We start from the raw sequence: 12,081 nt of genomic DNA, 5'->3' as shown, positions 1-12,081 counted from the left end.
GTATAAGAGACAGCGGCTGGGGGGTGCGGGGCCTCCGCCTGCTCCCGGGTGCCCTCGGGCACCGGGTCAGTTGTCATGCGTTGTCGAGAGCCCCCGGGATCAGAGCGCGGCGTCGCCGTGCTCGCCGGTACGCACGCGGGCCACGTCCTCGACCGGGACGACCCACACCTTGCCGTCGCCGATCTTGCCGGTCTGGGCCGCGCCGACGATCGCCTCGGTCACCGCGGCGACGTCCTCGTCCGAGACGAGCACCTCGACACGGACCTTCGGCACCAGGTCCACGGTGTACTCAGCACCACGGTAGACCTCGGTGTGGCCCTTCTGTCGGCCGTAGCCGCTGGCCTCGCTCACGGTCATACCGCGCACCCCGGCACTCTCCAACGCCGTCTTCACGTCGTCGAGGCGGTGGGGCTGGATGACACCCGTGACAAGCTTCATGCGCTGCCTCCTAAGCAGTCGGGTAGCTGGACCGTAGTACGGTCAGCGCACCTCGGTGATGGTGGAACCGGAGTTCTCGTACGCCGTCTCCCCGTGGACCGCGAGGTCGATGCCGCTGACCTCGGCCTCCTCGGAGACGCGCCAGCCGAGGGTGGCCTTGAGCGCCAGGCCGATGATGTAGGTGAGCACGAAGCTGTAGACGACGGCGACCAGCGCGGCGACGATCTGGGTGAGCAGCTGCGTGACGCCGCCACCGTAGAAGAGGCCGTTCAGCGAACCCTCGAAGTAGAAGGAGTCGTAGCGGCCGTTCGTGGCGAAGAGGCCGATCAGGATGGTGCCGACGAGGCCACCGACCAGGTGCACGCCGACGACGTCGAGCGAGTCGTCGTAGCCGAACTTGTACTTGAGGCCCACCGCGAGGGAGCACAGGACACCGGCGACGAGGCCGATGACGATGGCGCCCCACGAGTCCACCGTGCCGGCGGCCGGGGTGATGGCGACCAGACCGGCCACGACACCGGAGGCGGCACCCAGCGAGGTGGCGGCGCCGTCACGGAACTTCTCGGTGACCATCCAGGCGAGCATCGCGACGCTGGTGGCGACCAGCGTGTTGACCCAGGCGCGGCCGGCGGTGCCGTCGGCGGCGAGCTCGGAGCCCGCGTTGAAGCCGAACCAGCCGAACCACAGGAGGGCGGCGCCCAGCATGACGAACGGCAGGTTGTGGGGACGCATGGCCTCGGTGCCGAAGCCCTTGCGCTTGCCGATCACGAGGGCCAGGGCCAGGGCCGCGGCACCCGCGTTGATGTGGACCACGGTGCCGCCGGCGAAGTCGATGGGCAGCGAGAGGGCCGAGGCGAGCCAGCCGTCGGCGCCGAACATGCCGCCGCCCCAGACCCAGTGGGCCAGCGGGGCGTAGACGACGGTGACCCAGATGGCGCTGAAGACGATCCAGGTGCCGAACTTGACGCGGTCGGCGATCGCGCCGGAGATGAGGGCCACCGTGATGATGGCGAACGTCGCCTGGAAGCCCGCGAACACGAGGCCCGGGATGCCCATGGCCGTCGTGGGGCTGGCGGCGTTGTCGATCGTGAGGCCGATCAGGCCGGCCGGGTTGCCGATGAAGCCGGCGATGTCGGGGCCGAACGCCAGGCCGTAGCCGTAGACGACCCAGATGAGCCCGGCGACACCCATCGAGGCGAAGCTCATCATCATCATGTTGAGGACACTCTTGCCCCGCACCATGCCGCCGTAGAAGAACGCCAGACCCGGCGTCATCAGCAGCACGAGCGAGGAGGCGGTGATCAGCCAGGCGGTGTTGCCCGTATCGAGCTCGAATTCCATCGCGGAAAATGCCTCTCTCCCCGGACCGGTCCTGGTGACTCGGCCCACCGCGACTACCGTCGCGGGAAGCCGTTACACGCGACCCGCATCGAGGTTACGGATGCGTGACGCAGCCGGGGAGCATGTAAACGTCTCATTTCAAGTCCCGGTTGGGCGAATTTTTCGACCCAACCGTGATCGGCCGGTTATTTGTCCGCCATGCGTTTGTAACTTGACGCTTACATGCACTTCTCACATGGTGGACGCCGACCATTGGCGTGCCATTCGAAGAGGCATTCCTGACCGGAAGTCAGCCCAGGATGCCGTCCACGAACTCCTCGACGTCGAACGGCGCCAGGTCGTCCGGGCCCTCGCCGAGGCCGATGAGCTTGACCGGCACGCCGAGCTCCCGCTGCACCTGCACCACGATGCCGCCCTTGGCGGTCCCGTCGAGCTTGGTCAGCACGATGCCGGTCACGCCGGCGACCTCCGCGAAGACCCGGGCCTGCGACAGCCCGTTCTGGCCGGTGGTCGCGTCCAGCACCAGCAGCACCTCGCTGGGCGCGGCGACCTTGCTGGACACCCGCACGATCTTGCCGAGCTCGTCCATCAGGCCGGCCTTGTTCTGCAGGCGCCCCGCGGTGTCCACGAGCACGACGTCCGTCTTCTCGTCGCGCCCGCGCGCGACCGCCTCGAACGCGACCGACGCCGGGTCTGCGCCCTCGCGGTCCGAGCGCACCGTCTCCACGCCCACGCGGTTGCCCCAGGTGGTGAGCTGGTCCGCCGCCGCCGCGCGGAAGGTGTCGGCGGCGCCGAGCACCACGCTGCGGCCGTCGGCCACCAGCACGCGGGCCAGCTTGCCGACAGTCGTCGTCTTGCCCGTGCCGTTCACGCCCACCACGAGGGTGACCGCCGGCAGGTGCGTGCCGTCCTCGGCGGTGCGCGGGTCGGTGTGCAGGGTGCGGTCCAGCTCCGGCTGCAGCAGCGTCACGAGCTCGGCACGCAGCAGGTCGCGCACCGCGGCGGGCTCGCGGACCCCCAGCACGCGGACCTTGGTGCGCAGGGCGTCGAGCAGCTCCGTGGTGGGGCCGGCGCCGACGTCGGCCAGGAGGAGCTCCTCCTCGATCTCGTCCCAGTCGTCCTCCGTGAGCGAGTCCCGCGACAGGACGGACAGCAGGCGGGCGCCCAGCGGCGAGCCCGACCGGGCCAGGCGGTCGCGCAGGCGCACCAGGCGGCCGGCCGTGGGGGCGGGCCGCTCCAGCACGGGCGCGGCGGGCGCGGCGGGCTCGGCGGTGTCCGGCTCGGCCGTGGCCGGCCCGGCCGTGACGGGCTCGGCCGTGTCCGGTTCTGCCGTGGCAGACGGCGCCGTCGTCGTCCCGGCCGCCGACGAGGCGTCGCCCTGGTCCTCGGTGCGCCTCCGCCGGCGGGCCACGAGGACGCCGGCGAGGCCGCCACCACCCGCGAGGACGACGACGGCGGAGATGATCTCGATCCAGGGAAGCTCGTTCACGCCCCAGATTCTTTCATCTCACGGAGACCCCTGCGGGAGCCCGGGCGGCCGGCCTTGCCGCCAGGCGGAGTTAGGGTCCCCTAATCTCCGCGTGTAGGGTGACCTCGCCGAGAGCCCGAGCGCGACGACCGCGCCGCCTGCGACCCGCGGCCGTGCAGCATCCTTCGTCCGAGAACCCTGAGGAACACCCATGCCCCGCGCAGTCTCCGCCTCCCTCGCCGCCCTCGTGGTGGGCGCCGCCCTGCTCACCGGCTGCGGCGGCACCGCCGACGCCGGCACCGGCGACAACAAGTCCAACGTCGCCACCGGCCAGGAGGGGTTCGACGACGTCCGCGAGCTCGCGGCCCGGCTCGGCACCGACGCGGCGCCGGGCGAGTTCCCGCGCACCGTGCGCAACCTCGTGGCCAACGAGGAGGTGGGCGAGACCGAGATCCCCGCCAAGCCGGAGCGCGTGATCGTGCTCGACACCGGCGAGCTCGACAACATGGTCTCCCTGGGCGTCGAGCCGGTCGGCATCGCCCACCCCGCGGACGCCGATATGGCGCCCGACTACCTGGACGTCGGCGACGCCGTCGACCTCGGGGCCTACGACGCCCTGGACCTCGAGCAGATCAAGAACCTCGAGCCCGACCTGATCCTCGGCACGTCGCTGCGGATCGACGACGACGGCCTCAAGGCCAAGCTGCAGGACATCGCGCCGACCGTGCTGGCGCCGCGCCCCGGCGTGCTGTGGAAGGAGAACTTCCTGCTCAACGCCGCGGCCGTGGGCGAGGAGGAGCGCGCCCAGGAGCTGCTGGACGCCTACGAGGAGCGGGCCGGCGAGGTCGGCGCCGAGGTCGTGGCGGCGAACGGCGGCGAGGCCCCGACCGTCTCCATGCTGCGGTTCATGGCCGGGCAGATCCGCCTGTACGCCAACGACTCGTTCATCGGCATCGTCCTGGCCGACGCCGGCTTGCCCCGGCCCGAGACCGAGGACATCGCCGACCTCGCCGTCGAGATCTCCGCGGAGGAGATCACGCTGGCCGAGGGCGACTGGCTGCTCTGGGGCACCTACGGCCAGCCCGACGCCACCGAGCAGGCCGCGGTCGTCGACGGCCCGCTGTGGGACCAGGTGCCCGCGGTCGCGGACGGCGGCGTCGTCCGCGAGGTGCCGGACGACACGTGGTACCTGGGTCTGGGCGTGACAGGGGCCGGGCTCGTGCTCGACGACCTGGAGACCATCGCCGCCGACCAGCGGTGAGCACGTCCCGGACCACGGCGCGCAGCAGGACCGCGGTCACCGCGGTCCTGCTGACCGCGCTCGTGCTGCTCGTCGTCGCGGCGCTGGCCGGCATCACGGTGGGCGCCCGCGTGCTCTCCCCCGCCGAGACGCTCGCGGGGCTGCTCGGCCACGACGGCGTCGCCGCGACCGTCATCTGGGAGCTGCGGCTGCCCCGGACCCTGCTTGGCCTGCTCGTCGGCGTCGCCCTCGGCGTGGCCGGCGTGCTCGCGCAGGCCGTCACCCGCAACCCGCTGGCCGACCCGGGGCTGCTCGGGATCTCCGCCGGCGGCGCCGTCGCGGTGGTCGCGGGCAGCGTGTTCCTCGGCCTCGGCGCGGGCACGCCCCGCGTGCTGCTCGCCCTGGCGGGCGCCGCGCTGGCGACCGCCGCCGTGTACCTGTTCGCGAGCCGGTCGCCCGAGGGGCTCACGCCCGTGAACATGACCCTGGCCGGGATGGCCATGACGGCCTTCCTCGGCGCCGCCGTCTCGGCGACGGTGCTGCTCAGCGCCTCGACCATGGACCAGTACCGGTTCTGGGTCGTCGGCGCGCTGAACCTGCCGGACCCCGCCGTCCTGCTCTCGGCCCTCGTGCCGGCCGTGGTCGGCGGAGTCCTGGCGGTGGTCGTCTCCGGGTCGCTCAACGCGCTCGCGCTCGGCGACGACACCGCCGCCGCGCTCGGCGTCCCCGTCGTCCGCACCCGCCTGCTGGCGGGGGTGGCCGTGGTGCTGCTGTCGGGCACCGCGGTGGCGCTGGCCGGCCCGATCGCGTTCGTCGGCCTCGTCATCCCGCACGTCGCGCGGGCCCTCGTCGGCACCGACGTGCGTCGCGTGCTCGCGCTCTCGGCGGTGCTGGGACCGCTGCTGCTGGTCACCGCCGACGTCGTCGGCCGGCTCGTCGCCCGCCCGGCCGAGGTCCAGGTGGGCGTGGTCACGGCGCTGCTCGGCACGCCGTTCTTCATCTGGCTGACGCGACGCGCGAAGGAGCGGGCCCGATGACCGCCACCGACACCCGCCCGGGCAACCGCACGGGCGCCGCGCACCGGCTGCTCCCCCGCCCCCGGCCTCGCCGCCGGGTGGTCGCCGCCGTGCTCGGGGCCCTCGTGCTCGTGGCGCTCGTGTCCGCGCTCGCCCTCAGCCTGGGCGACCAGGCCACGGCGCCCGCCGCCCTGTGGCAGGCGCTCCGGGGCCTCGGGCCGGAGAACACGCTCTACGCCGTGCAGGAGGTCCGGCTGCCCCGGGTGGTCCTCGCCCTGGCCGTCGGCACCGCGTTCGGCGTGGCCGGCGGGCTGAGCCAGAGCGTGCTGCGCAACCCGCTGGCCAGCCCCGACGTCCTGGGCATCAGCGCGGGCGCCTCGGTCGCGGTGGTGGGCGTCATCGCCGTCGGCTCCCTGGGCGGCCCGGTGGGCATCGTGCCGATCCCGGTCGCCGCCCTCGCGGGCGGCCTCGCCGCGGCCGGCCTGATCGCAGTGCTCGGCCGCGACGGCGCCCTGCGGGGCCGCCGCATCCTCCTGGTCGGCATCGCCCTGTCCGCCGCGCTCACCGCCCTGACGCAGTTCCTGCTGACGCGCATCGACGTCTACGACGCGCAGCGCTCGGCGGCCTGGCTCACCGGCAGCCTCAACGCGCGGGGTTGGGGCGAGGCGACGCCCGTCCTGGTCGGTCTGGCCGTGCTGCTGCCCGCGGCGCTCGTGCTGGCCCGCACCAACCGCGCCCTGCTGTTCGAGGACGAGGTGGTGGCCGGCTGGGGCGTTCGCCCCGGCCGCGCCCGCGGCGCCCTGCTGGTGATCGCGGTGTGCCTCGCGGCGCTCGCCACGTCGGCCGCCGGACCGGTCGCGTTCGTCGCCCTGGTGGCCGGGCAGGTGGCCCGCCGGGTCGCCGGCGTCCCCGACATCCCGCCCGTCCTGGCGGGGGCCGCCGGCGCGCTGCTCGTGCTGGTCGCGGACACCGTGGCGCGCACGGCGCTGCCCGCCCAGCTCCCCGTCGGCGTCCTGACCGGTCTGGTCGGCGCGCCCTACCTGCTCTACCTGCTCCAGCGCCGCCGCTCGACGAGAGGGACCCCCTGATGTCCACCACCGCCACGTCCGCGGCCCGCCTGCGGGCGGACGCCGTCACGCTGGGCTACGGCGACCGGACCGTCGTGCGCGAGCTGTCGCTCGACGTCCCGGACCAGCAGGTCACCGTCATCGTGGGGCCCAACGCGTGCGGCAAGTCCACGCTGCTGCGCGGCCTCGCCCGCCTGATGCCGCCCGCGGGCGGCACGGTGCTGCTGGACGGCCGGGCGATCTCGGAGCAGCCCACGCGCGAGGTGGCGCGCGTCCTGGGCATGCTGCCCCAGTCCCCCGTGCCGCCCGAGGGCATCACCGTGCGCGACCTCGTCTCCCGCGGGCGCCACCCGCACCAGAGCTGGTGGCACCAGTGGGGCGAGGGCGACACCGAGGCCGTCGAGGGCGCGCTGCGCGCCACCGGCACCGCGGAGCTCGCGGCGCGCGACGTCGACGAGCTGTCCGGCGGGCAGCGGCAGCGCGCCTGGATCGCGATGGCCGTGGCCCAGGAGACCGACCTGCTCCTGCTGGACGAGCCCACCACGTACCTCGACATGGCCCACCAGCTCGACGTCCTGGAGCTGGTCGCCACGCTCAACCGGGACCACGGCCGGACCGTGGTCATGGTGCTGCACGACCTCAACCTCGCCTGCCGGTACGCGCACCACATCGTGGCGATGCGCGACGGCGAGATCGTCGCGGAGGGGGCGCCCGGCGAGGTGGTGACGCCTCAGCTGCTGCGCGAGGTGTTCTCGGTCGAGGCGTCGGTCCTGACGGACCCGCGCACGGGAACGCCCGTGATCGTGCCGCACCACACCGTGCAGGACTGAGGACCGGGGCCCGGGCTGGGGCCCGGCGGCCGCCTAGCTGGCGGCCTGGGCCGGCCCCGCGTCCGCCGACGGCGGCTCCTGCGTGACCTTCTGCTGCGTCACGTTCTGCGGCGCGACCTTCTCCACCGACCGCACCGGGCGGACCGCGCGGAGCTGGCCGGGCACGAAGTTGGCCGGCTTGAGCGGCACCGTGCCCAGCGGCACGTGCAGCGTCTTCTGGGCCTGGTCCCGGGCGCGGCCGAGGACGTCGGTCAGCTCCTCGGCGTCGACGTAGCCCGGCTTGGACTCGATCGTGGCGGCGAAGAACTCGGACATGCCCATGTCGACGGGCGAGGTGTCCGGCCGGACGACGCGCGGCTTGCCGACCCAGACGGACGGGGCCCCGACCGCGTGGGTGGCGACGGCGGACGCGCCGTGCCGCCGGCCGTCCCGGCGCCGCTGGTCGTCGCCGCGCAGACGAGCCAGGCCGGACCGGAACCACTGGAGGAACGAGAACTCCTCGGTGGTGCTGCTCGAGGGCGCGTCCATCTGACTGGCGACGACGAAGACCCCAACGGCCAGCACCAGGCACACCACGAGCAGAATGACCGACCACCACATGGGCCCTATTGTGTCGTGTCCTGTCCCGTCCCGCCGCGCAGAAGCGTGCGACACGCCGCTGAGTGACGAGTCTTTCGTCAGGAGAAATACCGCAGACCTGGGCGTTCCCGGCGGCGACGTGCGAAAAATCACCCTCTATGAGGGCGGTGACCGCTATGAAGCGCCGACCGCCTCGCGGTCGCCCATGCGCTGGCTGATCAGCGTCGTGACGCCGTCGCCCCGCATGGTGACGCCGTAGAGGGCGTCGGCCACCTCCATGGTGCGCTTCTGGTGGGTGATCACGATGAGCTGGCTGTCCTTCTGCAGCTCCTTGAAGATCTCGATGAGGCGGCCGAGGTTCGTGTCGTCCAGCGCCGCCTCGACCTCGTCCATGATGTAGAACGGGCTGGGCCGAGCCTTGAAGATCGACACGAGGAACGCGACGGCCGCCAGCGAGCGCTCCCCGCCGGAGAGCAGCGAGAGCCGCTTGACCTTCTTGCCCGCGGGCCGGGCCTCGACCTCGATGCCGGTCGTGAGCAGGTTGCCCGGATCGGTGAGCGTGAGCTTGCCCTCGCCGCCCGGGAACAGCCGCGGGAAGATCTCCAGGAACTTGGCCGCCGTGTCCTGGAACGCCTCCGCGAACACCTGCTGCACGCGCTCGTCGATGTCGTCGACGATCTGGAGCAGGTCCTCGCGCGACTTCTTCAGGTCGGCGAGCTGGTCCACCAGGAACTGGTGCCGCTCCTCCAGCGCCGCGAACTCCTCCAGCGCCAGCGGGTTCACGGCGCCGATGCGCGACAGCGCGCGCTCGGCCTTGGCCAGCCGGGCCTCCTGCTCCTCGCGCACGTACGGGACCATGCGGTCGGGCTTCGGCGGGCCGGGGGCGTCGTCGACGGGGGCCTGCGCTGCCTCGTCCTCGGCCGGGGCCTCCTGGGGCTCGGCGCCGGCCGCCGCGACGATCACCGCGGTAGCCGCAGGGTCGTCGGGCCGGATCCCGGCCTCGTGCAGGGCGCGCGTGCGGGCGATCAGGGCGTCCTCGCGGGCGGCGGCGCCCCGGGGCAGCGTGGGGTCGCCCTCGTACCGGATGGGGTTGCCCTCCTCGTCGCGTTCGACGACGGCCCGGCGCTTGCGCCCGCGCACCGCCACGTCCCCCTCGTAGACCGGGACGGGCTGGTGCGGGCCGAACTCCTCGACGAGCACCTCAGGGTCCGTGCCGAGCTCCTCGGCGGCGCGCGTCTGGAGCTGCTCCAGGCGGAGCAGCTGCTGCGCGCGGGCCACCTCGTCGCGGTGCGCGACGTCGGTCAGCTCGCGCAGCTCGGCCGTCAGCGACTCCACGCTGCCGCGCACGGCCACGAGCTGCTCGGACCCGGCGGCGCGCGCCTCCTCGGCGGCGGCCTTGTCGGCGGCGGCCCGGTCCAGCGAGCGGGCGATGGACTCCAGCGCCACCGCGACGGCCTGCTGCACGAGCACGGCGCGCGCCGCGTCCTTCTGGCGCAGCTCCTCGCGCTCGGCGGCGCGGGCACGGGCCTCGCGCTCCTGCTCGGCGGCGGCGGCCAGCGCCTGGGCGCGGCCCGACACGGCGCGGGCGCGCTCCTCGGCGGTACGCAGGGCCAGCCGGGCCTCGGTCTCCCGCGCCCGGGCGGCCGAGGCGGCCGCCGTGGCCTCGTCCCGCTCGGCCTGCAGCTCGTCGACCGAGCCCTCGTCGTCGCTGGGCTCCTCCTCGGCGATGGTCATGCGCTCGACGAGTGCCTCGAGCTCCATCTCGTCCTCGGCCCGGCGGGACTGCGCCTGGTCGAGGGCGGCCCGGTGCCGGTCGGCCTCGGCGCGGGCGGCGCGGGCGGCGGCGCCCAGCGAACCGAGCTGCTCCGCGGCGGCGGCGCGGGCGGCGTCGGCCTCGCCGAGGCGGGCGAGCGTGTCGTCGTAGCGTTCCTGGGCGGCCGTGCGTTCGGTCCGCGCGCGCTCCAGGTGGGCCGAGCCGTCCGTCTCGCGGGCGGCCGCCTCGTCGCGCGCCGCCTTGGCCTCGTCCAGCGCCGACTGCAGGTGCAGCACGCTGGGCGCGGCGGCCGAGCCGCCCCAGGCCCGGGTGGCGCCCAGCAGGTCACCGGCGCGGGTCACGGCCACGACGGGCTGGTCGCGCACCAGCGCGCGGGCGCGAGCCAGGTCGTCCACGACCACGACGTCGCTCAGGATCGTCCGCAGCGCCGCCGACGCCGGACCGGCCACCTGGACCACGTCCGTGGCCCAGCGGGTGCCCGCGGGCAGGTCGACGGCGGGGCGCTCGACGGCGGACGCCGTGCGCTCCGAGCCCACGACCAGGCTGGCCCGGCCGGCGTCCTCGTCGCGCAGCAGGCGCAGCGCGTCCACGGCCTCGTCGACACCGGCCACGGCCACGGCGTCGGCCACGGGGCCGAGCGCGGCGGCGACGGCGTCCTCGAAACCCGCCTCGATGCCGAGCAGCGCGGCCACCGAGCCCAGGACGCCCGGCTGGTGCGCCGCGAGCAGCGTGCCCGCGCCGTCCTTGCGGTCCAGGCTCAGCTCCAGGGCCTCGACCTTCGCGGCCGCGGCGCTGCGGTCCCGCTGCGCCGTGGTCACCTGCTCCTGCAGGTGCCGCACCTCGGCCTTGGCCAGCTCCAGCACCTCGGCCGCCGCCTCGTGGGCGACGTCGAGCCCCTCCTCGCCACCCTCGACCCCGCCGACCTCGGTCTCCAGCGCCGAGAGGTCGCGCGAGGACTCCTCGACGCGCTGCTCGGCCTCCAGGAGGGCGTCGCGCAGGCGGTCCAGCTCGGACTGCGCGGCCTCGACGCGGCTGCGTCGCGCGGCGACCTGGCCGGCCAGACGTGCCAGGCCCTCGCGGCGGTCCGCGGCGGCACGCAGCAGCGCGGCGTGCGACCGCTCGGCGGCCTGGGCGGCCGCCTCGGCCTCGGCCCGCACGTCGACGGCGGACTCGACCGTCTCGCGTGCGATGGCGACCTCGGTGGCCAGCTCCTCCTCGCTCGCGCGCGAGCGGGCGGCCTGCGCCTCCAGGTCGTCGGGGTCCTGACCCTGGTGGGCGGGCTCGGACGTGCCGAGCAGGCGGGCGCGCTCCCCCGCCAGGGACTGCAGGCTGCGCAGCCGCTCCCGGGTCTGGGACAGCGCGAACACGGTGTCGCCCGCCTGGCTGACCTGCTGCGACTCGGCCGACGTCGCCGCCTCGAGGCGGGCCAGCAGGCCACGCGCCTCGGTCAGCGCCTCCTCGGTCTCGGCCTGCCGCTGCTTGAGCGACCGCTCGTCCGCGCTCTCCTGCTCGAGCTGCGCGGTGAGCTGGGCCAGGTCGTCGGCGAGCAGGCGGGACTTCGCGTCCCGCAGGTCGCGCTGCACGGTCTGTGCCTTGCGGGCCGCCTCGGCCTGCCGGCCGAGCGGGCCGAGCTGGCGGCGCAGCTCGGCGGTCAGGTCGCCCAGGCGCGCGAGGTTGCCCTGCATCGCGTCGAGCTTGCGGAGCGCCTTCTCCTTGCGCTTGCGGTGCTTGAGGACGCCGGCGGCCTCCTCGATGAAGCCGCGCCGCTCCTCCGGCGTCGCGCGCAGCACGGCGTCGAGCTGGCCCTGCCCCACCACGACGTGCATCTCGCGGCCGATGCCGGAGTCGCTCAGGAGCTCCTGGATGTCCAGCAGCCGGCAGCTGTTGCCGTTGATCGCGTACTCGGAACCGCCGCTGCGGAACAGCGTGCGGGAGATCGTGACCTCGGTGTAGTCGATCGGCAGCGCGCCGTCGGTGTTGTCGATCGTCAGCGCCACCTCGGCGCGGCCCAGGGGCGCGCGGCCGGACGTGCCGGCGAAGATGACGTCGTCCATCTTGCCGCCGCGGAGCGACTTGGCACCCTGTTCGCCCATGACCCAGGAGAGCGCGTCGACCACGTTGGACTTGCCGGAGCCGTTCGGGCCCACCACGCAAGTGATGCCCGGCTCGAGCTCGAGGGTGGTCGCCGACGCGAAGGACTTGAAGCCCCGGAGCGTGAGCGTCTTGAGGTGCACTCGGAGAGCCTAACGGTGAAGAGGGGCTGAACGTCGGACATACGGCAGGGATACGCCGAAGCGGCACCCGGGCCCTTCGGCGGGGTGCCGCTTC

At 74.1% G+C, this 12,081-nt stretch carries 9 protein-coding genes; 4 read left to right on the top strand and 5 right to left on the bottom strand.

Features of this window, described 5'->3' with window-relative positions; all coding sequences use genetic code 11:
- Positions 1–99: 99 nt before the first annotated feature.
- The 3 genes from ACFU5G_RS13610 to ftsY form a co-directional block, all read right to left on the bottom strand.
- On the bottom strand, positions 100–438 hold the full coding sequence (locus ACFU5G_RS13610; protein WP_377245115.1) for a P-II family nitrogen regulator: 339 nt from the start codon (positions 436–438) through the stop codon (positions 100–102).
- Between the two features lie 42 nt (positions 439–480).
- Complete coding sequence (locus ACFU5G_RS13605) at positions 481–1,779, bottom strand: ammonium transporter (RefSeq protein WP_377245112.1); 1,299 nt, start codon at positions 1,777–1,779, stop codon at positions 481–483.
- 289 nt (positions 1,780–2,068) lie between these two features.
- Positions 2,069–3,268 carry a signal recognition particle-docking protein FtsY gene (gene ftsY / locus ACFU5G_RS13600; RefSeq protein WP_377245109.1) on the bottom strand — a complete coding sequence of 400 codons (1,200 nt, stop codon included), beginning with the start codon at positions 3,266–3,268 and terminating at the stop codon, positions 2,069–2,071.
- 190 nt (positions 3,269–3,458) lie between these two features.
- Between ftsY and ACFU5G_RS13595 the strand changes: the two genes are divergently transcribed.
- From ACFU5G_RS13595 to ACFU5G_RS13580, 4 genes are read left to right on the top strand one after another with little or no spacing between them, the layout of a single operon-like run.
- Positions 3,459–4,508: an ABC transporter substrate-binding protein gene (locus ACFU5G_RS13595; protein ID WP_377245106.1), complete on the top strand. Its 1,050-nt coding sequence runs from the start codon at positions 3,459–3,461 to the stop codon at positions 4,506–4,508.
- The gene (locus tag ACFU5G_RS13590; protein ID WP_377245103.1) at positions 4,505–5,524 is read left to right on the top strand and encodes a FecCD family ABC transporter permease; all 1,020 of its coding nucleotides are present in this window, start codon (positions 4,505–4,507) and stop codon (positions 5,522–5,524) included. The genes ACFU5G_RS13595 and ACFU5G_RS13590 overlap by 4 nt, the downstream gene beginning before the upstream one ends.
- The gene (locus ACFU5G_RS13585; protein WP_377245100.1) at positions 5,521–6,591 is read left to right on the top strand and encodes a FecCD family ABC transporter permease; all 1,071 of its coding nucleotides are present in this window, start codon (positions 5,521–5,523) and stop codon (positions 6,589–6,591) included. The genes ACFU5G_RS13590 and ACFU5G_RS13585 overlap by 4 nt, the downstream gene beginning before the upstream one ends.
- Positions 6,591–7,400, top strand: coding sequence for an ABC transporter ATP-binding protein (locus tag ACFU5G_RS13580; RefSeq protein WP_377245097.1), 810 nt, complete (start codon positions 6,591–6,593; stop codon positions 7,398–7,400). The genes ACFU5G_RS13585 and ACFU5G_RS13580 overlap by 1 nt, the downstream gene beginning before the upstream one ends.
- Before the next feature lie 33 nt (positions 7,401–7,433).
- On the opposite strand, the gene ACFU5G_RS13575 is transcribed toward ACFU5G_RS13580, so the two are convergent.
- Together ACFU5G_RS13575 and smc are read right to left on the bottom strand one after the other, a co-directional pair.
- The gene (locus tag ACFU5G_RS13575) at positions 7,434–8,000 is read right to left on the bottom strand and encodes a hypothetical protein (protein ID WP_377245094.1); all 567 of its coding nucleotides are present in this window, start codon (positions 7,998–8,000) and stop codon (positions 7,434–7,436) included.
- A 153-nt stretch (positions 8,001–8,153) separates the two neighbouring features.
- The gene (smc, locus tag ACFU5G_RS13570) at positions 8,154–11,987 is read right to left on the bottom strand and encodes a chromosome segregation protein SMC (RefSeq protein WP_377245091.1); all 3,834 of its coding nucleotides are present in this window, start codon (positions 11,985–11,987) and stop codon (positions 8,154–8,156) included.
- Positions 11,988–12,081 lie beyond the last annotated feature (94 nt).

The organism is Promicromonospora sp. NPDC057488, assembly GCF_042802395.1.
GTDB lineage: Bacteria > Actinomycetota > Actinomycetes > Actinomycetales > Cellulomonadaceae > Promicromonospora.
The sequence above is the reverse complement of the archived record's forward strand: the minus strand, read 5'-3'. Positions and strand labels throughout refer to the sequence as shown.